Here is a 26,980-nt window from a genome sequence, read left to right as displayed (position 1 = left end):
CAGGCAAAGGCAGGGCTATTATGGAATTCGTTCTTTTTTCAGTCATAATGATACTCATTTTCGGGGGTCTCATTTTCCTTCAATACAAATATCTGAAGGATATCCCTCCGAATGCGGAACTGATTCTCCAGGCATGGCAGATGACAGATAAAAAAAACGCTGATCAGAAACAGTCTTCTGAGGCTGTTCCTGTCAGATTGGAAAATTCAGGATCAGCTCGCTCGGATTTGTTGTTTTTCAAATAAACGAGAATGCGTTGGGAGTTTAAACAGACGGTGAATTTTTACAAATTTTCTAACGCCTGACACCTGACACTTCTGTTTTTTACAGTGAGTTAAGATAATCCATGTAAACATCATAGTTTTCAGATGAGAATTGGATAAATATGACCTTTTTCACAGACAGGTTCTCTTTGAGAAACGCGGCGGCGGTATCCACGGCAATTTTGCACGCGTCTTTTATGGGATAGCCGTAAACACCGCAACTGACAGCCGGAAATGCAATGGTCGAAACATTGTTTTCAACAGCAAGCTGAAGGCTGTTTTGACAGCACGAAGTCAGCAGCTTGCTGTCCCGGGGCTTTCCGCTACAGACCGGTCCCACAGTGTGAATGATATACTGGGCAGGCAGGCGATAGCCTTTGGTTATTCTCGCCTCGCCAGTGGGACATCCTCCGATGGTGCGGCATTCAGCGAGAAGCTCCGGTCCTGCGGCGCTGTGAATTGCCCCGTCCACACCGCCTCCTCCCAGCAGCGAATTGTTCGCCGCATTCACGATGGCGTCAACGTCAGGCTTTGTTATATCTCCCTGCATAACTTCCATACGATCATGTAATTTCTTGTTCATCTTCTCCCTCCTTTTTCTGTTTGACGAAGTTCATCACCTGAGTTGTCAGGATCAGATACGTTCAGCAGATCGAAAAGTTTTCGGGCTGTCACGGGGCGGACACGGCGAGACAGGGGAGAAACCCGGCTTTTTCCCGCGGGGGAGAGCGCCCCGTCCCGGAAAAAAAGCCGGGTTTCTTTGCCGCACCGCGCACAGTCCGAAAACTTTTCGATCTGCTGATTTTCACGCTTCACTTATATTTGTCGTGTCATATTCCGGAAATGTGACAAAAAAAACTGGAGAATTTTCAGGTGATAACCACAACACTTTAAAATTATATGATTTTATTATTTTCACGTTGGATTGAAAAATCCGGATGGTGTCTTGTTTTCACACATTGTGCGGGAATGCAGGAGGGACTTTTTGCTCCTCTTGGATTGGGAAATCCGACAGCGGCGAATGGTTCGGATTTATCAATCTGACCATGCGAAAGAATGTTCTCACTCCCGCGGGATATCCAAACCAGTCATCTGGTCATGTCGGTTGGATTGAGGAACGAAACCCGGCATTTTCTGCATCTGATCTGCACGGATGAGTGATAAACAAGGATTTTTTCATACCTCTGATCTGAAATCCCTGCTTATCACCCATCCATGCAGATTGCGGGCCAAACCCAACCTACGCAACTATTAGGCAACTACATAACTCCGGAAATCAAGCTTGCGAAAATAAAATTTTCGCACTCCGGAAAAAAACGCTGGAAAGGTTTTGTCCGGGTATTTAAACGCGGGCAACGTACTCCCGGGACTTAAACGCCTTTAAAAGCGAAATATCTATAATGGCCTCATAACCGGTCAGCCTTGCAACGACCTTGTTATCAGAATCTAAGAAGGTAAAATCCCCCTTCATTTTATGATCCGTCACCTCTGTCACTTCCAGCACCGCGGTAACCCCCTCGGAGGGAAAGCGATTCCGATACTGGCGATACGATGCGCTGTAACTGGGCAGCGAAACCACACCTTTTTCTTCAAAACACCATATGATGGCCATCTGAAATGCTGAATCAAGAACAAGAGGATCACCGATCCATCTTCTTCTCAGCGGATCCGCCATCCATTTTTCAGGAGAAGGAGCCGAAGAAATCTGCGCCACCATTCCCCGGGAGGAACAACTGATGATTTCCCTAATTCCCCGGAGTTCAAGTCCGTGAAAAAGGATTTTTTCATAAACCTCGTCAATGCTTCTGGAATATACTTTTGCAGCCGTCTCGACTGAGGCATTGAACAAAGGCGGCTGGGACAGTGTGTCGGTGAGAATGGCTTTTGCCCTGGAGTGAATCACTTCCTTACCATTTTTTACGCCGTCCCTGATTTCAACATCAACTTCAAACACAGACCCGTTTTTTCTGGCCTTGCCTGCCAGAAGACGGATCAGCCTTTTTTCCTCATTCAGTTTGATTCCGCTTAAAAGCCGGATGTCATCAAGACCGTGGAGGAAAAGTCCTGGATTTTCATGAAGCGCGCTATGACCCAGCCATTCTGTCATGAGCGCAAACGGCACCACAGGTTTTCCGTCCAGGATATGGGACTCAAGAATCGGATAACGATTCACATCTATTTCCCGTTTGAACTTGAGGGAGAGTTTCTCTTTGCTTCCGTTTCCGTTTCCGTTTCCCTCTGTCTTTAAGCTTGCGCCGATCACAACTTCCACGGGGCAGTTTTTATCTCCCATCATCTCATGCAGCATACATTCAGCCCCGGCATCTGTGGGAATCAGTTTGATTCCGTTTCGTTCAAATTCCCGTTTCAAAGCAGGAGAGACCATGCCCCCGTCCCAAGGGCCCCAGTTGATGGAGATGACTCTGCAATCCTCTCGCATTACGCATTCCTGCTGGGCGGTTTTATTCAGCACCTCATTGGCCATGGCATAATCTGCCTGTCCCTTGTTTCCCACGCGAGCGCTCACAGAGGAAAAAAGCACAATGTATCTGAGATCATCCTGCCGGGTGGCTTCAAGAAGCACATTGAGTCCTTTGACTTTGGTATCAAAAACCCTTTCAAACTGGTCCGGGGTTTTGTCAATAATCAGACGATCCTCCAGTGTGCCAGCACCGTGAATCAGGCATCTGACAGGCCCGTAAGCGGAACGGACATCATCAAGAATCGCTTTTATTCTGTCAGCATCCCGGACATCACCCGAATAATACAGCACGGTCGAGCCTGTGGAACGAAGTTCCTCCAGATTTTTCAAAATTTCCCGATTTGCCATCAATGCTTTAAATGCTTTTTCCAACTGCATTGGCGATGGCGGATTTCCGGCGAATTCATTCTCCAAAATTGCCTTCTTGACAGCCGCCTCATTTTCCAACCCCGCAAGCCATGATGGTTCAGGAGACGGATGCGGTGAACGTCCGATAAGCACAAGGGTCGGCTTTACATGGTCCGCCAGAACCCGGACAGCAGCAGCCGTCACCCCTCTTGCACCGCCGGTGGTCACAACAACATCTCCGGGACTGAGATTTATTTCTCCCCGGGGATATGGCGAAGATTCAAGCTCAAAAACAACTCGTGATCCTGGTTCCAGTCCGATTTCAACAGGACCCGGGGTGAAAAGTTCAGCCACAACCGCCTTTGCAATCGTGTTGTTTTCAGCCCAGTCGGGAGAAATATCTATGGCATGGCAGCAGACATTTTCCCATTCAAGGGAAGCGGTTTTGGCAAGCCCGGAAAGTCCGCCTGCCAAAGGATTCATGACCCCCTTGCCTTTAAATCCGAATGCACCGTCCAGACGGGTTAAGGTGGCAAATATCGCGCCGCTGTTTTTGGCCGCGTCAATAAGGTCCGGCCCGACATGATGCGTCAGCGCAAAAGCATCTTTCAAAAACAGATCATCCTGATGATCCTGGCCGGAAAGAATGACAAGACCGCCCGCGGGCGGCAAATCCTGCCTGTGCTTTAATGCGTCAGCAGAGACAAGAAACGCGTCCATCTGAAGCGTTCTCAACTCATTGACAATGGCATCTCCGAGACCTGTTCCGTCATCTGTGACCAGAATTTTTCTGTCATGCAGCACAGAAATCTGAGTGCCCATTTCAAGCGGTTTTTCAACAACAGATATGACATTTCTTTCAACACTGCCTCTGGTTCCGAGTTCTGATTCCGAGTTTTCAGTTTCCAGTTTCGAGTTTCCAGTTTCCAGTTTCGAGTTTCCAGTTTCGAGTTTCGAGTTTCGAGTTTCGAGTTTCGAGTTTCGAGTTTCGAGTTTCGAGTTTCCGGCGAGGTATTCGGCGATTTGTCCGAGGGTTTTGAGAGTTCCCATGATTTCAGGCGAGACAGAAGGAAGGCCCGGCATTTTTTCCTCAACTGTGGAAAGGATTTCCACCCGTTTGATGGAATCAATCCCCAGATCCGCCTCGATATCCATATCAAAGGACAGCATTTCCACGGGATATCCGGTCAGTTGGCTGACCACCTCCAGCATCATACTCTCTATTTCTTTCCGCCCGTTACCGGACGATGCCGAACCTGCTTCCGAAGTCCGAGTTTCAAGTTTCGAGTTTCGAGTTTCAAGTTTCGAGTTTCGAGTTTCGAGTTTCGAATTTCCGGCGAGGTATTCGGCGATCTGCCCGAGGGTTTTGAGGGTTCCCATGATTTCGGGCGAGACAGAAGGAAGGCCCGGCATTTTTTCCTCAACTGTGGAAAGGATTTCCACGCGTTTGATGGAATCAATGCCCAGATCCGCCTCAATATCCATATCAAAGGAGAGCATTTCCACGGGGTATCCGGTCAGTTGGCTGACCACCTCCAGCATCATACTCTCTATTTCTTTTCGGTTCCCACCGGTTCCGAGTTCCGAGTTCCGAGTTCCGAGTTCCGAGTTTCGAGTTTCCAGTTTCGAGTTTCCAGTTTCCAGTTTCAAGTTTCGAGTTTCGAGTTCCGAGTTTCCGGCGAGGTATTCGGCGATTTGGCCGAGGGTTTTGAGGGTTCCCATGATTTCAGGTGAGACAGAGGGCAGGCCCGGCATTTTTTCCTCAATCGTGGAAAGGATTTCCACGCGTTTGATGGAATCAATGCCCAGATCCGCCTCAATATCCATATCAAAGGAGAGCATTTCCACGGGATATCCGGTCAGTTGGCTCACAACGTCCAGCATTGCGGTTTCGATTTTTTTCCGACCATTTCCTGATGGCCGAACTTCTTCTTGTTTAACCGGAGCTGCCTTTGGCTTCTCAACAGAAGCCTCTGCTGTTTTAACCGGAGCTGTCTTTGGCTTCTCAACAGAAATCGCTGCTGTTTTAACCGGAGCTGCCTTTGGCTTCTCAACAGAAACCGCTGCTGTTTTAACCGGAATAACCGGGGCAGGCGGAGTTTCAGCAGATTGAAAATTATCTCCGGTTTGTACTTTTTCTTCCACAACTCGGGCCGGGGGCCGGGGGTCGGGGGCCGAGGGGTGAGAACTGAAGGCTGAAGGCTGAAACCCCATGGAAACTTCAGCCAAATGCCGGGTATTTTCCATCATCATCTGAAGGGTGCGGCTGGCCTCGGTCTGCGTCTCCAGAAATTTTTTATGGGTTTCCGCTGTGTGCATCTGGAGTGTCTGCATGGACTTCATGCCTTCTTGTACGGCTTTCAGAGCATCTGTGACTACGCATGCCCGGATGCGGCCGTGATGATGGTCATCAGAGGGCTGATTCGGATTCGTGAGAAATTGTTTCTGGTTATTTTTATCCATATTTTTTCTGTTCTCGACAAGACTTCTTTCAGAAGACGGAGTGCGGAGACCGGAGACCGGAGACCGGGGACTGGCTTCCTGTTTATTATTGAACGCCGTGGTTGCGCTTTCCGGTATTTTTTTCTCAGGCAAGGCCCGGGTTTGCCGGCCATTCATCGTATTTTGCTTTGAACCATCTGAACTGTTATCTGAGCCGCCTGAAGTGACAGGGCTGTTCGGGCCGTTATCTGAGTGACCCGAGCTGCCTGAACTGTCCGGTCCCTGAGGTCCGGGCAGCTTTGGTTTTGATTCAGCCCGGTAATTTGCTCCTGAAATGGGAATGCTCATGCGCTGTTTCTTAGCTGTCTCAGGCTGTTCCCACTGATCCGGATCAACAGGATAGCCCAGGGATCCGAGTTCGGAAAGGGTTCCTGCAAGATCTGCGATTCCGAATTTCTTGCCTGAGGAACTGTCAAGAGAAAGGGCATGAAAATCACGGCCTTTGAGAATGGCTTTTACAAGTCCGGTCAGCACAGATTTGGGTCCCACTTCCAAAAATGTACGGACGCCCGAATCATAGAGATTCTCAATTTCGCTCACAAAATTCACAGGGCATAAGATTTGTCCGCCTAACAATTCCTTTGCTTTGTCAGGATCGGACGGATAGATTTCTCCCGTGGTATTGGAAAAAACCGGGATATCCGAAGGAACAATACTGACCTTTTGCAATGTCTCCATAAAAGGCTTTTGCGCGTCTTTTACCAGTTTGCTGTGAAAAGCGGCAGCAACGGCCAGCCTTATTCCTCTGAATTTTTTTTGCTTACATAACTTCTGGGCCTGTTCAATTGCTTCGACTGAGCCGGACAGAACCCCCTGAGTGGGGCTGTTTCTGTTTGCAAGAATGACATCAAGGTCCGCGTCTCTGATCATCTCATCAAGCGCATCCAGCGGGGCTTTCACAGCCAGCATCGTGCCGCTGTCCTTGCCCGCGGCCGAGGCCATAAACGTGCCTCTGGCAACAGAAAGATGGAGAAATGTATCCATGTCAATCCGACCCGCGGCATAGAGGGCTGAGAGTTCGCCGTAGCTGTGCCCGCATGTGGCATCCGGTTTAATCCCGAATCGCTCAAGAATTTTCAGCATGGCCGCGCTGATGACGCCGATGGCAGGTTGCGCGACATCCGTACTTCTTAATGTGTCTTCCTGAAAGGTCTTTTCTTTTTTTGTATGAGCCGGATTAGGATAAATAAAATCGCTCAGACGCGTGGTTTCGAATTTCGAATTTCGAATTTCGAATTTCGAATGATTTGCTTTTTCCAAAACGTCAAATGCTTCGGGAAAAGTGCAAATCAGATCGCGCGCCATATTAACATACTGGCTTCCCTGTCCTGGAAAAATAAATGCGATCTTACCCGGAGACCCGTCCGATTCCCCGCGCTTTTCGTTTTCTATTTGCGGCCTGGGAACAGAACCATCCCATGAGACCGTGGGTTTCTCTTTTCCATGTTCTTCAAGAACCATATGAAAATTGCTGCCTCCGAACCCAAAAGAACTGACCGCCGCACGTCTCGGATGCTCTTTTCTTGAAAACCAGGGCCGGGTGTCCGTGTTTAAATAAAAAGGGCTTTCTTCCAACCCCAGATTGGGATCAGACTGATTTGCCTTCAGCGTCGGGGGAAGGACTTTGTGATAAAGAGAAAGGGCAGCCTTAATGAGACCTGCCGCGCCGGCCGCGGCCTTGGTGTGGCCGATCATGGATTTTACAGAGCCGATTGCACACCGCTTTTGGCTATGATCCGCCGCATCTGATGACAACTGCTCACCGGCGAGGGATTTCAGCGCGTCAATCTCGACTTTGTCCCCGACTTTGGTTCCGGTGCCATGGGCCTCGATCAGTTCAACCGTGTCAAAGGAGATATCCGTGTCCTTATAAACAGCGTGAAGGGCTTTAAGCTGTCCCTCGGAGCTGGGTGCGTAGATGCTTTGGGATTTTCCGTCACTGGACGTTCCCATGGCCTTTATGACCGCGTAAATTTTGTCACCGTCTTTTTCCGCGTCTTCAAGACGTTTTAAAACAAACATCCCGATACCTTCCCCGAGTACTGTGCCATCCGCATCTTTTGAAAAGGGGCGGGCATCTCCTGTGGGCGAAAGAATCAGGGTTTTGGAGAAACACATATGCATGAAAATATCATTGAGCGCGTCCACGCCGCCGGTGACGACCATATCAGATTTGCCAGATACCAGTTCCATAAGAGAAAAATGCACTGCTCCCATGGAACTGGCGCACGCGGCATCCACAGCGCAGTTCGTGCCGCCCAGGTCCAGACGGTTACAGATTCTTCCTGCAATAACATTTCCCAAAAGACCCGGAAACGAGTTTTCCTGCCATGAAACATACGAATCTGATATGCGTGTGATAATCTCCTCAGTTTTTTCAGGAGAAACACCTGAATCCTCAATCGCTTTCCGCCATATGGGGTGTCCGAGCCTTGCGCCTAAGGGGATGACAAGCTCCTGGGTTCCGGTCGCGCCGAGGAGGACACTGACCTTGTCCCGGTCAAAATTTTGTTCCTGTCCGTACCCGGAATCTTCCAGCGCCATTTTTGCGGCAACCAGCCCCAGAAGCTGGGACGTATCCGTAGCCTCAAGAGAAGACGGAGGAATGCCGAACTCTGACGGATCAAAAGAGACCGCGGAAAGAAATCCGCCTCTTTTGCAGTAAACATGATCCGATTTTTTAGGGTCTTCATCAAAATAATCTTCGGGGGACCAGTGGGTTTCCGGAATGTCGGTGATCGCATCTTCTCCGTGGAAAAGTAATCGCCAGTATTCTTTCAGCCCCGAAGATTTCGGAAAAAAACACGCCATTCCGATAATGGCTACAGGTATGTGATCTTTCATATCTCTATCATCTGTTTTTATTGGGTTTCCAGTTTATAGTGAACATATTTTCAGCATTTCTGAATTTAAAGGACACAAAAAAATAATAATCAGCGAATCAAAAGACTTAAGAAATCCGAACCGGGATTCCCTCCTCAGGGAGAATCCCGGAACGTTTTGATCTGCTGATTATTTTTCTGTCACTGCCCCATGTTGCTCACTATCATTCTTGGCCTAGCAAGTCATATATTTTTGAAAGCGCTTCCGGAGAAAATTTGCCAGCTCCGGGCGGCAGCATAACCCCTTGATTACGAAGCCAGTTTGCACGAGTGACAACGGCCGAGCCAAGAAGAAGATTCATTGCAATAGTAACGGTTTTCCGGTTCTCCGGTTTTTCAAGAAATGTTCCTTTTACCCATTCGTTAAACGCGCCCAGCGCGGGACCGCACCATATCTGATAATCAATTTTTCTTGAAGGTTCTCCGTGAGTGGCCCATTTTGAGGATTGTCCGAGATAAGAGCGAAAAACAAGGGCCATCTTATGTTTGGGATCTTTTTCAGCCCGGATAATCTGTCCGGGATCCTGTTTGTTGAAAAAGGACTTTGTCTGTTCCCATTCTTCCTCAAGACTGCATCGGAAAAAATCCCGTTCCAGAATGGCTTGCTGATTTGCGGGGATATCTTCAAGACTGCTGTAATTGCAATATAAATCATATAATTTGGCCGCGCGGAACGGGAACATGGTTCCGCGTTTTAATACCTGGACTTTTACGCCCATTTCAAACATATCCGCGGCAGGAGCCATGACAAGATCAGCCTGCCGGGCATCCGCAAGCATTTGGCGAACAGTTTCCGACGTACCGGCTTCCACGCAGGCATGATTCACAGACCCTGTCAGCACATAGGCTGCCCCCATGGCAAAAGCGGCCGCGGTTGATTCCGGTGTGGATATCCCGCCGCCAAGTCCCACGCGAGGAGGGGTTTCATACTTGTATTTTTCAGCCAGTTCATTACGCACGGCAATGATGGTGGGCAGAAGGGAAATTGCAGGTCTGTTATCTGTATGCCCCCCGGAATCTGCTTCTGCCGTCAGGTCTTCGGCCATGGGCACGAATTCTGCGAGTGCGGCCTCTTCCCTTGTAATCATCTGCTTTTCAATGAGTTGTGTCAGAAGCTTTGCCGGCGGGGGAGAAAAAAATTTCCTGGCAACTTCAATCCTTGAAACTTTTGCAACGACTTTGTTGGGACAGACAACCCTGCCGTTTTCGTCACGACAGATTCCCTTAATACGGAAACGGACAAGAGGAAGCGTGAGGTCCATATAGGCTGATGCGCTGACCACACGTATTCCCCGCCTCAGATACAGATCAACCAGCGATGCCTCAAGCTCAGGGTCGTTAGGGCTGTGAATCAGATTAAAACCAAAAGGAAATCTTTCCGGATGACCTGCTGTAAAAGAATCTTGTATTCCCCCGAGGTTCTGTAGTCTGACAATGGCAGCCTCAACCTCATTAAGGGAAAGGCCGGCCGCGCCAAAAAAACCCATCATTCCCGCTTTTCCCATCTGTTCAACCATGTTTACGGATGTGATGGCGTTTGCCATGGCCCCTGCGATGTAGGCATACCGAAGACCATAAGTTTTTTTGAAGAGCGGGTCCCCCAGGTTTTCAGGGCGGAGCGGAGGCGCATACGCGCATAACGGATAGGCATCTTCCGGTAATTGGCAATTTAAAGATCGGGGATCGCCCACGGAGATTCTGCCGCCCCTGGCTGCTGCAATTCGTTTTTTGAAATTTACCAAAAATACAGGATTAGTAACCTTGGTAATTGCGGCTTTAATGGCGGTATCTCCGGGTTCCGGATTGGGTGTTTCGGATATGTCGCTCGGGGTTTCGGGTTTTGTCCACCAGCCTGATGTTGTTTTGTTTTTAAATGATGATTGCAATGTTTATGATTTCCGTAACTTTTGAAGCTCACTGAGCATGTCTAAAAATTTCAATGATATATTAATCTCATTATTTAAAAATTTTATAGTCTAATCAAAATTAAGTTATGTGTCAAGAAGGATAAACGATCTGAGCGTAATGAAAACCAGTTGCTTATGATAATTAGTGTTTTTTATTTCAGATAGTTATCTGCTTAAAACAGGTCTTCGCCCGAGGCGTTTAATCGGACCCGTTGTCAGCTGGTCAAAAATGTTGGAAAATCCCCTTGAACTAAGGGGACAGAGGGAGGGCGTGATTTCGGACAACTTCTCCCCGATCCTTTTTTTTTAATATTTTATAAAATAATAACAGATGGTTAATTATAAAGAGCTTTTTGTATTTACACTTTGATATTTTTATGAAAAAGTGGCCCGGACTGATTTTCATTTCAGAAGAATATATTTTTTTAAGGAGATGTCTGCTGCTTCGGAAGGACAAACTCACTGTTTGCCCCTCCGGACAATTTTTTCCAGCCATTTTTCACAGTGTTTCGAAGTGAAGTGAACAGCTTTCATAACTTGACAAGCGATGACTTTGGCGAGTGTAACCCAAATAAACGCTCATAAAAAAGCCGGGTTTTTTGCCCCCCGGTTATGAAAATATTTTCAGATAAAAAACCCGGCTTTTCAAAATGTATTTTCACGGTAAAAAAAGGAGAAAAGCAAATGAATATCCCTCCGTCTGACCCGGCCAAATCTGATATTCTGATCGTTGATGATACAGTAGCTATCCTGCATCTTCTGTCTGACATACTAAAGGGACAGGGATATAAAGTGCGCAGTGTCACTAACGGAGCAATGGCAATCAAAGCCGCAGGAGCCAGTCCCCCGGATATAATTCTGCTGGACATCAGGATGCCTGAGATGAACGGGTATGACGTCTGCAACCAATTGAAAGCAGATGAAAGAACACATAAGATTCCCATTATCTTTCTCAGCGCTTTGGATGAAATGTCGGACAAAGTAAAAGCGTTTTCCATGGGCGGCGTGGATTATATTACCAAACCGTTTCAGCCTGAAGAGGTGCTGGCCCGTGTTCAGACCCATCTGACACTGCGAAATCTACAAAAGTGTCTTGAGGAAAAAAACATTCTGCTTCAGCAGGAAGTTATAGAGCGAAAACGGGCAGAGGAAGCATTACAGAAAGCGCATGATCATTTGGAAGTCCGGGTTCAGGAACGCACTGCCGAACTGAGCATATCAAATGCGGAACTGGCAAAGGCGCTTCGGCTGAAAGATGATTTTCTTTCAACAATAAGCCATGAACTTCGCACGCCTCTGAATCCTATTTTGGGATTCTCATCCGCATTAAATAGCGGTCTTCTGGGGACTTTGAGCCAGGAACAGCAAGAAGCTGTTGTTTCTATTGAAAAAAGCGGTCGTCATCTGCTTGAACTGATCAATGATATTTTGAATTTTGCTCAGATCAGCGCAGGAGAGTTGGAACTGAAAATTACTCCGGTCAGCACAGGGAGCATATGTTCAGCAAGTCTGGAACTTATTAGAAAAAACGCTGAAAAAAAACACTTGAAAATTTTTTCGTCTGTTGACCGTGATGCCGTCGTTATTCAGGCGGATGAACGCCGTGTGAAACAAATTCTTGTGCATTTGTTGAGCAATGCTGTCAAGTTTACTCCGAAAGGGGGGTCCATCGGCTTGGAAACCAAAGCTGATTCAGAGAAGCAGGTGATATATTTTACGATTTGGGATACAGGGATCGGTATCGCCAAAGAAGACATGGCGCGGCTGTTCCGACCGTTCCTCCAATTGGATAGCGGACTTTCCCGGAGATATGAAGGAACAGGACTCGGTCTGGTATTGGCATATAATATGGCAAAACTGCATGGAGGGAATATTTCTGTCAGCAGTGAAGCTGGCAAAGGAAGCCGTTTCACTGTGAGGTTACCTTGGAAGGCCCAAATTTTTCGGCAGAACTGTCACAGAACAGGTCCGGAAAAATTTTAAAAAAATTAAGCGCTTGCACTCAGCCATAGAATTATCCTGTGTTTAAAACTTCTTCTGCCAAGTCTTTGCCGCCATTTTACGTTATTATATTATTTAAATCAGTTAGGCTCAGATTATTATATCACTCGGCAACACCTCATTTTATCTGTTCCCCTCAGCGCATATGTAAAATTTTGTGTGTTTGCATTATCTGTAATTTAATTCATCGTGTTCCATTTTTTTACCATGAAAATACATTTTGAAAGGCCAGGTTTTTTGTCTGCTTTCGCTGTGTACAGGACAGAAAGTTGCGGTGCGGGAAGAAACCCGGCTTTTTTTCCCGGACGGGACACCTTCCCCCGTCGGAAAAAGCCGGGTTTCTTTGTTGCTCATCTTTTTTTGTCCTGTACATAGCTGCTTTCGCCACATATTTTCATGACCGGGGGTGGAAAAACCGGTTTTTTCATGAGCGTTTATAATGGTAAATCTGAACAATAAATGCAGAGACAATGCATGCCTTGTTTCTGCATTTATCCGTCACAAACAGGAGACGATATGTTTTGTATCCGCTTAACCTGACACACTGCGGTTTACATTCATGCTGTCATATGAACGAAAAATGAGACGTTCCCGTTCAAGACGTTCTTTTGGGAAAGGAACAAGGTTCAGCGATTTTAATTTTTCCTCAGCTTCATGCCTGGAAGGAATTGCATCCAGTCCCTTACCAATTTTTTTTCCTGAAACCGTATCCAGCACAATGGCGGTGTTGCCATCCGAAGCAACAGAAAAAGGGATTTGGTATTTGTCAAGAAGTCTGGACGCGGCAAGAATTTCTCTTTCTCTGGATCCCAATGACCCTGCCGCACATTTGATTGCCATAAACCGTATGCTGTTTACACAAACCACAAGGTCTGTTTTTGATTTATAGGGTTGGCCCGCGACAGTCATCTCAATATCAGCATCCACTTCAATATCTTCTTTGGCAAATCCTTTTTCATTTACAAGAAACCGTTCAACTGCCTGACGGTTTGCTTCTGCCCCGATTTCCGGCAGTTCTTTTCCTGTGACAAAATCATTAATCATTTTTTTTATTTTTCCAAAAGGGTTTTCATCTTACCCAGGAGCCTGGGCAATTCAATCGGCTTGGTATCATAGTCGTCACAGCCTGCGTCCATAGCCTTGTCCCGGTCCCCGGCCATGGCGTGGGCAGTAAGAGCGATAATCGGAATGGATTGAGTTTCTGGCGCTGTTTTGAGCTGCCGTGTGGCTTCCCAGCCATCCAAAATTGGCAAACTCATATCCATCAGGATCAGTTCAGGAAAATCTGACTTTGCCATACTCACGCCCTGTTCCCCGTCTGTGGCAATAATTACTTCATAACCTTTGCGCTTCAGTCGCCGCGATAACATATCCCGATTCATTTCATTATCTTCAACCAAAAGTATCTTAGACATTTGGTATTCTCCTTCTGAAAAAGTTGTGATTTGTGATTTGTGATTTGTGATTTGTAATTTGTGATTTGTGATTTGTGATTTGTAATTTGTGATTTGTGATTTGTAATTTGTAATTTGTAATTTGTAATTTGTAATTTGTAATTTATAATTTGTAATTTGTAATTTGTAATTTGTAATTTGTAATTTGTAATTTGTAATTTGTAATTTGTAATTTGTAATTTGTAATTTGTAATTTGTGATTTGTGATTTGTAATTTGTGATTTGTAATTTGTGATTTGTGATTTGTGATTTGTGATTTGTAATTTGTGATTTGTAATTTGTAATTTGTGATTTGCCCCGGCTTTTATATTTGGTTGTGACCGCAGAGGCATGGCTATAAAAAATAGTCTGAACAGTTGAATTACTGTAGAAAATAATTGGGGAAAAGAACTTCTTCAGGCAGGGGGAGGTTTCAGATGGGAAATCAGAGCCTTGCTTCTCCTACGCCAGAGGAATTACAATGCCCCGCAATCTTTTCTGTAAATTTCTGTTAAACGTGCAGGAGGCTCTTTCACTTTGCATCCCATGTTTTCAGAAATGGCCGTGTGTCAGATGTTAAGTGTTAATATAAACGCTGAGACGTTTATGTTTCGCTGTGGGCTTTGATCATTGCTGTTATATGAAGATACTGCCCGTTCGCGCTTAAAATTGACACACAATTATATAGATATTGGTCGGGGCGAGAGGATTTGAACCTCCGACTTTCTGCTCCCAAAGCAGACGCGCTGCCAGGCTGCGCCACGCCCCGATTAAAAAATTTGTCTAACACACTTTTTTTATTTATGCAAGACTATATTTTAAAAAAATTGTTTATTTCTGATATTTTTTTGGAAAAAATCGTATAATATATTTATATGACAGTGTTTAAGCAGATTATTTTTTTTAACATACATTTGTGAGTTGTAATTTGCAATTTGTCAATTGCCCCGAATGCCATGGCTTGTTGTGACTGGGAGATCATATATTCAGCAGATTGTATATTTCCCAAAGCGGCCCTGAAGCACACAACATGTTATTTTGAAAACAAAAAATTAATATAAACGGCCATGAACGGTCCGCTCACGACGAAACATGAAAGAACTTTTAACTTCAGTCACTTTATTAACTTCAGTCACTTTATTAACTTTAGTCACTTCGGACACTTTCATATAAGCGGCCATGACCTGCCGGTCACAACGAGGCATGAAGGTCTCTGCAAAAAACCGCTTCGCTTAATTTTTGCACTCCGAACTTTCATATAAGCAGTCATGAAAAATCGGATTTTTTCACCCCCGTGCATGAACATATTATAAAAATAAAAAAGCATCTTTCATTTGACAGTTTACGCTTCACTGTAAAACAATTTCGCAAATTGTTTTACAGCCCGGAAAAAGTGTAAACTACTTTTCAGCTTTTGTAAAGGATGCCAATAAAGAATCCGATTTTTTCAGAATGTATTTTCATGCTGAAAAATAATAAGCTGTCACAGTTTTTCTAAAAACAGAGATAACACGCTTTATTTTTTAAGCATTACAGATATTCATTTTTTAAATGCTTTTGAAATAGATACTTATAGTAACCATTACTATTTATAAAAAATATTTCTTATATATACAGCTTGCAAAATATTGACATATCAAGTGCTTTCCTTCAATTTTTCTTGACACAAATATAATTTGATATTACATTTGATTTTAATGTTTGATAACATTTATATTAAAAAAAAGTTCATTCTTATTGAATTTTAGTTTGTCGGTGTGTAATATAGAACATAATGATATGCGAGAGTGGCGGAATTGGTAGACGCGCTGGACTTAGGATCCAGTTCCGGCAACGGAGTGGGAGTTCAAGTCTCCCCTTTCGCACCAATTAAAATACCTGAAGACACGAACCGAATTTATCGGGAGTTTGTCTTTCTTGCAGAGGCGCTGCAGAGAATGCCTCAACTAAAAAAAATACCAGAAAGGAACGTCATGCAAGTTAGTGTAGAGGAAGTGAGTACCGTAAAAAAGGTGCTGCATATTGAAATTCCCGAAGAGGAGGTTACCCGTGAACTGAATAATGCCTATAAAGAACTCGGTAAGACAGCAAAAGTAAAAGGGTTTCGACCTGGAAAAGTCCCCCGTTCCGTTCTGGAAAGACTGTATAAGAAAACTGTGACGGCTGAGATATCCTCCAAGCTGATTCAGGAATCCTTTGAAGCCGCAATCAGGGAAAATGATCTCAAATACATAGGAAATCCCCTGATTGATCCTCCTGAGATGGAGCCTGAACAACCTTATAAATATGATGTGACGATTGAGCAGTCACCTGAAATCGGGGATATTGATTTCAAAGGACTGACCATCAAAAAAAATATTTACACGATAACTGACGAAGCCGTGGAAGAGCAGTTTGAGAGGCTTCGAAAAGCCATGGCACAGCAGCAACCGCTTGAAGAGGACAGGGCTGTCAGGGAAGGAGATTTGGCGCTTATTGATTTTGAGGGATTTAAAGACGGAAAACCCTTTGCAGAAACTCCTAAAACAGAAAATTTTCTGATGAAAGTCGGCATGAACCAGATTCTGAAAGATTTTGATGACCAGCTCATCGGCATGAATTCCGGGGAGACAAAGGAAATAAACATTTCTTTCCCTGAATCCTATCCCAATGACAAGTTTGCAAATCTTGATATCGCCTTTCAGGTGTCACTCAGAGAAATCAAACAAGAAATTCTCCCTGAAGTCAATGATGAATTGGCAAAACGATTTGGCAAACAAACCCTGGATGAACTGAAAGATGAGATCATTGCTGATCTCAAGCAGGGATATGAAAAGCGGACTGAGCAGGAACAGGCTGAACAGATTTTTGAGGCACTCCTCGAAAAGACAGACTTTGAAGTGCCTGATGTGATGACCGAGTACGAACTGGAAGGCATCATCTCGGAAATCGACAGATCCCTGACCTATCAGAATACCAGTATGGAAGAGCAGGGATTTACAAAGGAAGTGCTTTCTGCAAAATACCGTGACACCGCAGTAAAGCAGTCCAAACGCCGCCTGATACTGAACAAGCTGATTGAACAGGAAAAGATGACTGTCTCTGATGAAGAAGTGGAAAATGCTTTAAAAGAGATGGCCCAGGCCCTTAACAAAACATCTGCTGAGTTAAGAAATCATTATAAGCAGAATGAAGAGGAATTTAACTATTTCAAACATGCCTTGCTTGAAAAACAGGTCGTCCGTCTTATTATTGAAAACAGCACTATTGTAGAAGAAAAAGGATAACCTGAATAAGTGTCTGAATGTCGGCTCATTCGGTTATCCCGGATTGAACAGACAGACATTCAGATACTTAGAAAGCAACCATATAAGGAGATTATTCGTGCCAGTAATACCCATGGTCATAGATCAGAGCAGCAGGGGGGAGCGGGCTTATGACATCTATTCAAGACTTCTCAAGGACAGGATCATATTTCTGGGTACCCCTATAAGTGATGATGTTGCCAACCTTCTGATTGCGCAACTCCTCTTTCTTGAATCCGAGGATCCTGAAAAGGACATAAATTTTTATATTAATTCCCCCGGCGGAGTGGTCACATCGGGTCTGGCCGTATATGATACCATGCAGTACATCAAATCGAATATTGCAACCGTATGTATCGGCCAGGCTGCCAGTATGGGAGCCTTGTTACTCGCCGCCGGCACAAAAGGCAAACGCTACGCGTTGCCCAATGCAAGAATCATGATTCATCAGCCCATAGGAGGCTCTCAGGGACAGGCCTCTGATATTGCAATTCAGGCCAAGGAAATTCTGCGCATGAAGGATACGTTGAATAAAATCCTTGCGTTTCATACCAGTAAAGATTTGAAGAGAGTCCAAAAGGATACGGACCGCGACTTTTTTATGTCCGGTAATGAGGCACAAAAATATGGTCTCGTAGATCATGTAATTTCCAGCCGGGATGATCTTGACCATTTGGATGAGATAACCACAACGGATGAGGAGGCTTGAGATGGCGAAAAACAGAGGCGAGACTGAGAATCTCTTCTGCTCATTTTGCGGGAAAAGTCAGAAAGAGGTTAAAAAGCTGATCGCGGGACCTGCGGTTTATATCTGTGATGAATGTATCCAGTTGTGCGGCGAAATCATTGAAGAAGAAAATGAAAAAGACGCCAGAGATACGGATGTTTCGATTGTTCCAAAAGAAATTAAGACCATGCTTGATGATTATGTGATCGAACAGGATTCTGCAAAACGAATTCTTTCTGTCGCGGTTTATAATCACTACAAGCGGCTTGATTCCATGGGTGTCTCCGGTTCCCGCTCCGGTGAAGATGTGGAAATTCAGAAAAGCAACATTCTTCTCATCGGCCCCACAGGCTGCGGAAAAACATTGCTGGCCCAGACCCTTGCCAGGTTCCTGAACGTGCCCTTTACCATTGCGGATGCCACGAGTCTGACAGAGGCCGGTTATGTGGGGGAGGATGTGGAGAACATTATCCTTTCGCTGCTTCAGAATGCGGATTATGATGTGGAAAGAGCCAAGCGCGGCATCGTATATATTGATGAAATTGACAAAATTGCTTCAAAGTCTGACAATCCGTCCATCACCCGTGATGTCTCGGGCGAGGGGGTTCAGCAGGCGTTGTTGAAGATTATCGAAGGAACCACGGCCAGCGTTCCCCCCAAAGGCGGAAGAAAACATCCTCAGCAGGATTTTGTCAAGGTTGACACGTCAAACATATTGTTTATTTGCGGCGGAACATTTAACGGGCTGGATAATGTTATTCGGCGGCGTATCGGGTCCAAAGTCATGGGATTCGGTGCCAATATCGCCAAGATGGAAGAGAAAAATATCGGTGAAATCCTGAAAATGATTCAGCCTGAAGACCTGATCAAATTCGGCCTGATTCCTGAATTCCTGGGTCGGCTGCCGGTCATTGCGACCCTTGGTGAACTGAACGCACCCTCGCTGATTCGAATATTGAAAGAGCCTAAAAATGCCCTGGTCAAACAGTTTAAAAAACTTTTTGAGATGGAAGGCGTGAACCTCAGATTAACGGACAGTGCCCTTTCAGCCATTGCAAATGAGGCATTGAAGCGGAAATCAGGGGCCAGGGGACTTCGTGCGATTATGGAAAGCTGTATGCTTGAAATCATGTATGAAATTCCTTCCATTGAAAATGTGAAGGAATGTGTGATCAGCGAAGATGTGGTACTGAATAAAGAAGAACCGATTCTTTTATATGAACAAACCAAAAAACAGGCATAGCTTGAAACTTGAAACTTGAAACTTGAAACTTGAAACTTGAAACTCATATTCTGTTTCAGGTTTCAGGTTTCAGGTTTTCAGACGGAGAAACGCATGATAAATCTGCCGAAAATTTTCAAGCAAGACGGATCTGATTCAAAAATGATATTTCCACTTTTACCTCTCAGGGATATTGTAGTTTTTCCCCACATGGTCGCTCCGCTTTTTGTAGGACGCGTAAAATCTGTGAACGCCCTCGCCAATGCAATGAATAATGACAAGCGAGTGTTTCTTTCCACCCAGAAAAAGGCCGGTATTGATAATCCTCGTGAAAAAGATATCAGTCCCGTGGGAACCATCGGCACTGTTCTTCAGCTGCTTCGGCTTCCGGATGGTACGGTAAAGGCGCTGATTGAAGGAAAGTCCAGAGGGCGTATTCTGAATTTTATACCAAATGAAAACTATTTTCAAGTAGAGATAGCGCCTGTTGATGAATCGGGCGAAGCCACAGCCGAAGAGGTGGCGTTGTCCAGGTCTATTCTTGAATGTTTCGGAGAATATGCCAAACTGAACAAAAATATTTCAAAAGACCTTGTAAACAATGTGTCTGCCATTTCAAGCCCTTCGCAACTGGCTGATACGGTGGCTGCCCATTTTTCATTCAAAATTGAGGATAAACAACAGCTGCTGGAAACTGTTTCCCTGGGTAAGCGACTTTCTTTTCTGCTTCGCCTGATCCGCATGGAGATTGAAGTGTTCAGGATGGATCAGAGAATAAAGGGCCGTGTCAAAGACCAGATGGAGAAAACCCAGAAGAATTATTATCTGAATGAACAGATGCGGGCCATTAAAAAAGAAATGGGCACGGAGGAAGACCCGAGCAGCGAACTCAACGAGCTTGAAAAGCGTATTAAGCGGAAACGGATGTCAAAAGAGGCCGCGGCCAAGGCCAGGCAGGAATTCAAAAAGCTCAAGATGATGACCCCCATGTCCGCGGAAGCCACGGTGGTGCGTAACTATATTGAATGGATCATTGGCCTGCCCTGGTTTGATAAGAGCAAAATCAAGACCGATCTTGAAGAGGCTGAAAACATATTAAACGAGGATCATTACGGGCTGGAAAAACCCAAAGAACGCATTCTGGAATATCTGGCAGTTCAGGCGCTGATCAAAAAAGTCCGGGGTCCCATCCTCTGTCTTGTGGGTCCTCCGGGTGTCGGAAAAACATCTTTGGCAAAATCTGTTGCAAGAGCCACAGGAAGAAAATTTGTACGCCTCTCCCTGGGCGGTGTGAGAGATGAGGCTGAGATACGGGGACATCGGCGCACCTATATCGGGGCCATGCCCGGGAAGGTCATTCAGTCTCTGAAAAAGGTCGGTGTCAGCAATCCGGTGTTCTGTCTGGATGAAGTGGATAAAATGAGCATGGATTTCAGGGGAGACCCTTCCGCTGCCCTCCTGGAAGTGCTTGATCCTGAACAAAATTACAGCTTCAATGACCATTATCTTGATCTTGACTATGATCTCACAGATATTCTTTTTATCACCACTGCCAACACGTTGCCCACGATACCGCTTCCTTTGCAGGACAGGATGGAAGTGATACGTCTGGCAGGCTATACCGAGTATGAAAAATACCGCATTGCCAAAGAGTTTCTTATATCCAAACAGCTCAGACTGAACGGACTTGAGGGTAGGGAAATACATTTTTCCAAGAATGCTGTGCTTCGTATTGTTCAGGAATATACCCGCGAGGCCGGTGTCAGAAACATGGAGCGGGAGATCGCTTCCATTTGTCGGAAAATCGCACGTGAAGTTGTAAAGAGCAAAGAAGACAAGGGCTTTAAGGTCACGTCAAAATCTGTTCCGAAATATCTGGGACCGCCCCGGTTTAGGCATGGCCAGGCTGAAGAAAAAGATCAGATCGGCATTGTCACAGGGCTTGCGTGGACACAGGTGGGGGGCGAACTCCTCTGTATTGAGACCCTCATCATGCCCGGGAAGGGGGACCTGATTATCACCGGCAAGCTGGGGGATGTGATGAAGGAATCTGCACAGGCAGCGGTAAGTTATGCCCGTTCCCGTGCGGACCGTCTGATGATTGATAATGAATTTTACAAAAAATTTGATATTCATATCCATGTGCCGGAAGGTGCCATTCCCAAGGACGGGCCCTCGGCAGGCATCACGATCTGCACTTCTATTGTCTCAGCACTTACAAAAAAACCGGTTCATCGGGATATTGCCATGACAGGTGAGATCACCTTGCGCGGCAGGGTCCTTCCCATTGGCGGCTTAAAAGAAAAGGTCCTGGCTGCTCACAGAGGCGGGATTAAGAAGATTATTATTTCCGAAGAAAATGAAAAGGATTTAAAAGAAATACCTGCCAGCATATTCAAACAGATCAAATTCCATGTGGTGGAGCATATGGATGAGGTCCTGTCCCATGCGCTGATCGTCAATGAGGGCGAAGTCCTTTTTAATGAAAATGATATGCCCATTGAAATAATGGCCGATAAATCTGACGAGATAAAACAACAGACGACAACCATCAATTAAATCAGCTTTTTAAAAAAAAGATTTTTCAGGATGATTTTAAGCTTGACATCATCTGACTAAGTTGCTAAAACACAGACTTTCAGGGGCGGGTAGCTCAGTTGGGAGAGCACCGGCCTTACAAGCCGGGGGTCACAGGTTCAAGCCCTGTTCCGCCTACCATATCACCTGGAAGTAGTGGCAAGAAAAAGAAAGTGTTTGTTTCAAAATTCGGGGGCGTAGTTCAGCTTTGGTTAGAACGCTGGCCTGTCAAGCCAGAGGTCGCGAGTTCAAGTCTCGTCGTCCCCGCCACTAAACAATCAAAAGGGAATGGCTGAGTCATTGCGGGGCCCTTTTTTGTTATCCTTTCAAATTTCTTCCGCAGTACGTTCTTTTGAGTGTTTATTGTTTTGTTTCAGATTCGGGGGCGTAGTTCAGCTTTGGTTAGAACGCTGGCCTGTCAAGCCAGAGGTCGCGAGTTCAAGTCTCGTCGTCCCCGCCACTAAAAAATCAAAGGGGTCTGCTTATAAAAGCTGATCCCTTTTTTTGTTGAATCAGAACAAGATACCGCTGCCCGCGTGTAAAAACAGGCATCTGCTGAACCATCTGCCGCGAATTGTTTTCATAAGGAAACTCCGAATAAATAATATCAGCAGATCAAAAAGTTTCCGGACTGTGTACAGGACAAAAAAGACGGGCCGCTGAGAAACCCGGCTTTTTTCTGCGGGGAAGGTGCCTCATCCGGATAAAAAACCCGGGTTTCTTCCTCCGCGGGATTCCTATATCTTTATTTCAGGAATGAGCTTATCCAACATAAGGGATTCGAATATTTCTCTGATGGATTCATTAAGGGGCGCAACATATATTTTCCCGCCAATGGCTTTCAATCGCCTGTAAAACATCAGAATTTTTCCGATACCATGGCTGTTGATCAGGTTAATTTGTCCAAAATCAATGACAATTTCCTTTTCTCCTTTTGTGTAAAGCGCCATCATGGCCGCTTTGAATTCCTCACCAGTTTTCATGTCATCAATATCTTTAAGCACTTTGATGACCATTCTGTTGCCTATTTTTTCTGTTGATGTAATCATTATTTTTTTCCTCTTGAAAAAAAGAGAGGATAAGTCAGACCCTGAGTTTTATATTTGCTTGGAAAAGAAACCCGGGGTTTTTCCCGGGATCATGCTCTTTTCTTCGCAGGAAAAATAAGTACCTGATCATAAGTTTCCGATATTCGCAAGGGAAAGAAACCCGGCTTTTTTCCCGGAATGAGCCGCCGCCCGTGAAGGGAAAAGCCGGATTTCTCCGCCGCTCACAGGAAAAATATATAAAAATTTTTGCTCCGGTACTTAGCATCTTGTTTTAAAAAAACTCGACATCATCCTCATCCTCTTTTCCGTATATCTGCTGCGTTTTGACGGTGGAGATTTGTTTATGCTGTATTGTCAGAGAGGTCTCTGTGATATCTGCCTTGAGATCGGATTCATGTCTGTCTTCCGAATATTCCCATATTCCATAAGCAATTTCAAACTGAGTTTTAAAATTCAGCATTGAAGCATTAATATCCTCTATTTCCTGATTGATCACATCCTGAAACTGGAGAGATACGGTGGCATTTTCAATGTCTTTTGATATGATCTGATAGTTTTTGGTCAGCACATCAATGGCCTCGGATATGTTATCTATGGATTTTTTGAATCGCTCAAAGGTCTCTTTCAGTTCTTTTTCCGTATTATCAATCTCAAAATCCCCAATATTCCCCTGCTCATCTATATTTCCTTTCAGTTCTGAGACAATCTTCATGGATTCTTCCACGGTTTTACTGATATCCGAAGCAGTTTCACCTGACCGGTTTGCCAGGGTTCTCACCTCCTCTGCCACTACGGAGAATCCCAGACCGCTTTCTCCTGCCCTGGCGGCCTCGATAGCCGCGTTCAGCGCCAGCAGCCTGGTCTGAAAAGCGATTTTATCTATTTCCGAGACAAACTGATTAATGGTTTCGATTTTGCTGAATATGCTTGTCAGATTGTCCAGAAAATCCCGGTTGATCTGCCCGATGGCCCGGAGTACGGAACCTGCATTTGCCACTGCGGACTCATTTTCCTCAAGCATACGGGAGACATAGCTGGTTCCGAAGGTCCGATCCTCGCTGAGGTTCCCCATAAAATAAGCCACTACTGCCTCTGCTTCTTCGGATCCTTCTTTGCTTCTTCGGATAATTGACTGCAAAAGAGATATAATGTTTACGGTTTCTCTTTCCGTCCTTTCTTTCACACCCGCGAGACGTTGTATGATATTCTGTATGTCTGTGTGAGAACTGGCCAAAATACGCCGCACATAATTAAAATAAATTTTTGTGAACCCGAGGAGGCAAAGTATAAAAATAAAAATTCCTGCCAAGGCATATAACGGCTTCAGGGCGATAAATAAAAAAACAAATGATGGCAGAAAACTTGTTGCCAGCAAAACCCGAAATAGCAGTTTCTGTTTTTTTTCCATAATATTTTTCTGAATTACAAGACCGGAGGAGTGCGAAAATTATATTTTTGCATTCTGCAACACAGGCTCCGGCTTATGCGAAAATAAAATTTTCACACTCCTTTTTATTAAAAAAATTCACTTAAAAAAATTTTCAGGATTCAGCACAAGAAAAACCTTTCCGTCCCCCATAATGCTGACACCGCTGATAATGTCAATGCTTGCCAGGATACCCGGAGGCGGCTTTATGGCAACCTCTGTGTTTTTGTTAAGACGGTCAACAATCAGGCCGCATTTTCCCCGCCTGGTTTTTACAAGCACCACGGAACAGTCATCCGTTTCCGGCGAGGACCTGTCAGTTGTCTCTGAACGCTGATAAGTGTCGGATGATAAGTGGTTACTGTAAAGAATTTTTTCAAGACGCTCCACTGACAGCACTTCTCCCCGGTGGTGAAACACCATATGTCTGCCGGCGCTTTTTATTTTTTCAAAAGGAATCTTGAGAGTTTCCACGATGTACTCAAGGGGAATTGCATATGATATTCCTCCGGCTTCCACAAAAAGAACCGTATCAATGCCCAGACTTGTGGGGATTGAAAGAACGACTTCCGTACCTTTTCCCTCATTGGAAATCAATCCCACCGTACCGCCCAGGTAATTCACTGTGGTTCTCACCACATCCATCCCCACACCTCTGCCTGAAATATCCGAAACCTGGGTGCTGGTGGATAAGCCGGGGATGAAAACCAGATCCAGCAAAGAAGGGTCATCCGGCAAATCCGTCGCTACTCCTGCCTCTTTGGCTTTTTCGTAAAGCTTCTGCCTGTCAATGCCTTGGCCGTCATCAATGATTCTGATGTAGATGCTGCTCCCTTCCTGGGAAGCGCTGATAATTACTGTTCCCCTTTCAGGTTTGCCCGCGGCCTTTCGAATCTCAGGCATTTCTATCCCATGGTCACATGCGTTTCTCACCAAGTGTATCAGGGGATCGGAAAGCATATCTGCCACTTTTTTGTCAATCTCGATGTCCTCACCGCCGGTAAGCAGTTGAACGGATTTCTTTTGCCTTCTGCTGATATCCCGGATAATTCGGTTGAATTTTTGAAAAATTTTTTTTACAGGAATCATTCTCAGAGACATGACACCGTGATGGATATCGTTTGTCAGACGGGAAAACAGGTGAAGGTTTTCTTTGAGAGCTTTTACTGTTTTTCGGACAGCCGGATCAGCTCCTCGGGAGCCGGTTTTCTCAGCATCTTCCAACTGCCCCACAAGATGATCGTAAGTATTTCGTGCGATGAGAAGCTCACCTACCATATTGGTAAAGTGATCCACTTTTCGTTCATCTATTCTCAGACTCCGGATTTCCATGCCGGGTTCTTTTTTCGAGAGACTTTCCTCTTCCCGCGAAACCCTGGGAGCGGTCTGATCTTCCGGCTCTCCTTCCAGGCCATCTATGAAAGCAGTGATTTTTTCCACTGCCTCAGCTAACATCTGGTCATCTTCTCTGTCTGAGGCGGAAAGTGCTTTCTGAGCTTGGACCTGAAGCGTTTTGAGACCCACAAATTCCGAAGCTTTTGCAAGTCCTCTTAATGCTCTTGTAACGATTTTCACTGTTTCTGTTTTTTCAGCATCCCCAATGTCCGGTCTGATAGTATGACCAAGAAGGATATCTTTATATTGTCTGGCCTGCTCGGTAAAAACATCTCTGAGTTCGGGTGAGACATCCTTTAAAAGTGATTGTTTCCTCTCCAAATCATCCTTCATTGACGCATAATATTTAAGCGTCTCAAAAACCGGCGGAAAATCAGGTATCTTTATCCCCTGTTCCAGTTTCAGCACACTTTGCCGCAGGAAATCAACAGACTGCAAAATCACATCAACCAGCGCAAAGGTTCGGTGAATGGTCCCGGACCGGAGACGTTCCAGCAGGGATTCCAGCGCGTGGGCAAAGACATTGATCTCCTCGAGACCGATCAGCCCCGCGTCCCCTTTCAGATTATGCACCATTCTGAAAATTTCATTGAGAGATTCTCGAGAACCGCTGGTTTCGTAATCAATCACCGCTTTTTCCAGCGATTCAAGTATTTCCACGGCACTGTCCACAAATTCATGCAAGGGTTCGGCATGAACTTCATCTAAGCGGACATGGACAGCTTCCACCAGAATCAGATCAGGATCAAACGTCAGTTCCTTGATATCTTCTGCTGACAATGCTGTTGCCACATAAACCGTGGGATACAGATAAAGCGTCAGCGGAGAAAATTCTTCAATCAGAGGAACAGAAGCGTTTATTACTGCATGATAAAAGGTGCAGGACTGCCTCAGATTTTGCAGAAAAACCAGCGGATCATAGCCATTTTCAAGGAGTTCGGATGAATACTTCAGGCGCACCCGAAACACATACAAACCAATGGCCGCGGCTTCCTGGAACGCATCCTGAACTTCAGAAGGAAGAGGAATATCTATCTTTTTTGGCGAAGATATTTCATACGGAGTCTCTCCGGAAAGCTCTGTTTGCTGAGAAGCTGTTAAAAAAGATTGAAACCGTTTTGTCAGATTCTGGTCAATGGTTGCTTCCCGGCCTGCTGCATGATCTTCAATCATTTTGAAAATGTGATCTGTTCCGGCAAGAATCACGTCCGCCAGTTCCGGAGTCAGAGAAATCTTCCCATCGCGTAAAAGGCTCAGAAGTCCCTCAAGATGATGGGTAAACTCCGAAATATCTTCCAGGTCAAAAGAACCGGCACTTCCCTTAATTGTATGGATTCCTCTGAAAATAGCGTGTAAAAGCTCCTGATTATCCGGAGCCGCCTCAGCCTGAAGGATATCATCATTGACTTTTTCAATGATCTCCCTGGCTTCCTGATAAAACTGCTTTCGGTAGTATTCAGTATAGTTTTCTGTCGTCATTTG

The 26,980-nt window shown here is 45.3% G+C and carries 14 protein-coding genes and 5 tRNA genes; 10 read left to right on the top strand and 9 right to left on the bottom strand.

What is annotated here, in order from left to right; genetic code table 11:
- Window positions 1–20 precede the first annotated feature (20 nt).
- Window positions 21–245, top strand: a complete 225-nt coding sequence (locus tag dnm_RS12710; protein ID WP_207683012.1) for a hypothetical protein — start codon at window positions 21–23, stop codon at window positions 243–245.
- Window positions 246–324: 79 nt separating this feature from the next.
- Here the strand turns inward: dnm_RS12710 and dnm_RS12705 are convergent, their stop codons facing one another.
- The 3 genes from dnm_RS12705 to dnm_RS12695 form a co-directional block, all read right to left on the bottom strand.
- On the bottom strand, window positions 325–846 hold the full coding sequence (locus dnm_RS12705; RefSeq protein WP_207683011.1) for an O-acetyl-ADP-ribose deacetylase: 522 nt from the start codon (window positions 844–846) through the stop codon (window positions 325–327).
- A 759-nt stretch (window positions 847–1,605) separates the two neighbouring features.
- Window positions 1,606–8,439 (bottom strand): type I polyketide synthase, encoded by a 6,834-nt coding sequence (locus tag dnm_RS12700; RefSeq protein ID WP_207683010.1) that lies wholly within the window; start codon window positions 8,437–8,439, stop codon window positions 1,606–1,608.
- A gap of 202 nt (window positions 8,440–8,641) precedes the next feature.
- Complete coding sequence (locus dnm_RS12695; protein ID WP_246556305.1) at window positions 8,642–10,363, bottom strand: PfaD family polyunsaturated fatty acid/polyketide biosynthesis protein; 1,722 nt, start codon at window positions 10,361–10,363, stop codon at window positions 8,642–8,644.
- A 705-nt stretch (window positions 10,364–11,068) separates the two neighbouring features.
- On the opposite strand from dnm_RS12695, the gene dnm_RS12690 reads away from it, so the two are divergent.
- Window positions 11,069–12,367, top strand: coding sequence for an ATP-binding response regulator (locus dnm_RS12690; RefSeq protein ID WP_207683009.1), 1,299 nt, complete (start codon window positions 11,069–11,071; stop codon window positions 12,365–12,367).
- A 549-nt stretch (window positions 12,368–12,916) separates the two neighbouring features.
- Here dnm_RS12690 and dnm_RS12685 read toward each other — a convergent pair.
- The 3 genes from dnm_RS12685 to dnm_RS12675 form a co-directional block, all read right to left on the bottom strand.
- Entirely contained in the window at window positions 12,917–13,429 is a 513-nt protein-coding gene (locus tag dnm_RS12685) for a type I restriction enzyme HsdR N-terminal domain-containing protein (protein ID WP_246556304.1), read from the bottom strand.
- Between the two features lie 5 nt (window positions 13,430–13,434).
- A complete protein-coding gene (locus dnm_RS12680; RefSeq protein ID WP_207683008.1) occupies window positions 13,435–13,800 on the bottom strand; it encodes a response regulator in 366 nt (121 codons plus the stop codon).
- A gap of 710 nt (window positions 13,801–14,510) precedes the next feature.
- Window positions 14,511–14,587, bottom strand: a tRNA-Pro gene (locus dnm_RS12675).
- A gap of 1,012 nt (window positions 14,588–15,599) precedes the next feature.
- Between dnm_RS12675 and dnm_RS12670 the strand changes: the two genes are divergently transcribed.
- The 8 genes from dnm_RS12670 to dnm_RS12635 all read left to right on the top strand — a co-directional run bounded on the left by dnm_RS12670 (window position 15,600) and on the right by dnm_RS12635 (window position 22,088).
- A tRNA-Leu gene (locus dnm_RS12670) sits at window positions 15,600–15,686 on the top strand.
- Window positions 15,687–15,791: 105 nt separating this feature from the next.
- Window positions 15,792–17,084 carry a trigger factor gene (tig, locus tag dnm_RS12665; RefSeq protein WP_207683007.1) on the top strand — a complete coding sequence of 431 codons (1,293 nt, stop codon included), beginning with the start codon at window positions 15,792–15,794 and terminating at the stop codon, window positions 17,082–17,084.
- Window positions 17,085–17,181: 97 nt separating this feature from the next.
- A complete protein-coding gene (gene clpP, locus dnm_RS12660; protein WP_276571882.1) occupies window positions 17,182–17,811 on the top strand; it encodes an ATP-dependent Clp endopeptidase proteolytic subunit ClpP in 630 nt (209 codons plus the stop codon).
- Between the two features lies 1 nt (window position 17,812).
- A complete protein-coding gene (gene clpX, locus dnm_RS12655) occupies window positions 17,813–19,072 on the top strand; it encodes an ATP-dependent Clp protease ATP-binding subunit ClpX (protein ID WP_207683006.1) in 1,260 nt (419 codons plus the stop codon).
- 93 nt (window positions 19,073–19,165) lie between these two features.
- Window positions 19,166–21,610 carry an endopeptidase La gene (lon, locus tag dnm_RS12650; protein WP_207683005.1) on the top strand — a complete coding sequence of 815 codons (2,445 nt, stop codon included), beginning with the start codon at window positions 19,166–19,168 and terminating at the stop codon, window positions 21,608–21,610.
- Between the two features lie 83 nt (window positions 21,611–21,693).
- Window positions 21,694–21,769 (top strand) — tRNA-Val (locus tag dnm_RS12645).
- A gap of 50 nt (window positions 21,770–21,819) precedes the next feature.
- Window positions 21,820–21,898 (top strand) — tRNA-Asp (locus dnm_RS12640).
- Between the two features lie 111 nt (window positions 21,899–22,009).
- Window positions 22,010–22,088, top strand: a tRNA-Asp gene (locus dnm_RS12635).
- 277 nt (window positions 22,089–22,365) lie between these two features.
- On the opposite strand, the gene dnm_RS12630 is transcribed toward dnm_RS12635, so the two are convergent.
- The 3 genes from dnm_RS12630 to dnm_RS12620 all read right to left on the bottom strand — a co-directional run bounded on the left by dnm_RS12630 (window position 22,366) and on the right by dnm_RS12620 (window position 26,977).
- Window positions 22,366–22,677 carry an STAS domain-containing protein gene (locus tag dnm_RS12630; RefSeq protein ID WP_207683004.1) on the bottom strand — a complete coding sequence of 104 codons (312 nt, stop codon included), beginning with the start codon at window positions 22,675–22,677 and terminating at the stop codon, window positions 22,366–22,368.
- A gap of 271 nt (window positions 22,678–22,948) precedes the next feature.
- Window positions 22,949–24,085, bottom strand: a complete 1,137-nt coding sequence (locus dnm_RS12625; protein WP_207683003.1) for a methyl-accepting chemotaxis protein — start codon at window positions 24,083–24,085, stop codon at window positions 22,949–22,951.
- Window positions 24,086–24,202: 117 nt separating this feature from the next.
- On the bottom strand, window positions 24,203–26,977 hold the full coding sequence (locus dnm_RS12620) for a chemotaxis protein CheA (protein ID WP_207683002.1): 2,775 nt from the start codon (window positions 26,975–26,977) through the stop codon (window positions 24,203–24,205).
- Window positions 26,978–26,980: the final 3 nt, after the last annotated feature.

This window comes from Desulfonema magnum, assembly GCF_017377395.1.
GTDB classification, from domain to species: domain Bacteria; phylum Desulfobacterota; class Desulfobacteria; order Desulfobacterales; family 4be13; genus Desulfonema_C; species Desulfonema_C magnum.
Note: the sequence above shows the minus strand (reverse complement) of the source record. Positions and strands in the feature narration are given on the sequence as shown.

Coding starts and splice junctions, on each gene's coding strand:
- dnm_RS12710 (WP_207683012.1), top strand. CDS start 21: ATGGAATTCGTTCTTTTTTCAGTCATAATGATACTCATTTTCGGGGGT.
- dnm_RS12705 (WP_207683011.1), bottom strand. CDS start 846: ATGAACAAGAAATTACATGATCGTATGGAAGTTATGCAGGGAGATATA.
- dnm_RS12700 (WP_207683010.1), bottom strand. CDS start 8,439: ATGAAAGATCACATACCTGTAGCCATTATCGGAATGGCGTGTTTTTTT.
- dnm_RS12690 (WP_207683009.1), top strand. CDS start 11,069: ATGAATATCCCTCCGTCTGACCCGGCCAAATCTGATATTCTGATCGTT.
- dnm_RS12685 (WP_246556304.1), bottom strand. CDS start 13,429: ATGATTAATGATTTTGTCACAGGAAAAGAACTGCCGGAAATCGGGGCA.
- dnm_RS12680 (WP_207683008.1), bottom strand. CDS start 13,800: ATGTCTAAGATACTTTTGGTTGAAGATAATGAAATGAATCGGGATATG.
- tig (WP_207683007.1), top strand. CDS start 15,792: ATGCAAGTTAGTGTAGAGGAAGTGAGTACCGTAAAAAAGGTGCTGCAT.
- clpX (WP_207683006.1), top strand. CDS start 17,813: ATGGCGAAAAACAGAGGCGAGACTGAGAATCTCTTCTGCTCATTTTGC.
- lon (WP_207683005.1), top strand. CDS start 19,166: ATGATAAATCTGCCGAAAATTTTCAAGCAAGACGGATCTGATTCAAAA.
- dnm_RS12630 (WP_207683004.1), bottom strand. CDS start 22,677: ATGATTACATCAACAGAAAAAATAGGCAACAGAATGGTCATCAAAGTG.
- dnm_RS12625 (WP_207683003.1), bottom strand. CDS start 24,085: ATGGAAAAAAAACAGAAACTGCTATTTCGGGTTTTGCTGGCAACAAGT.
- dnm_RS12620 (WP_207683002.1), bottom strand. CDS start 26,977: ATGACGACAGAAAACTATACTGAATACTACCGAAAGCAGTTTTATCAG.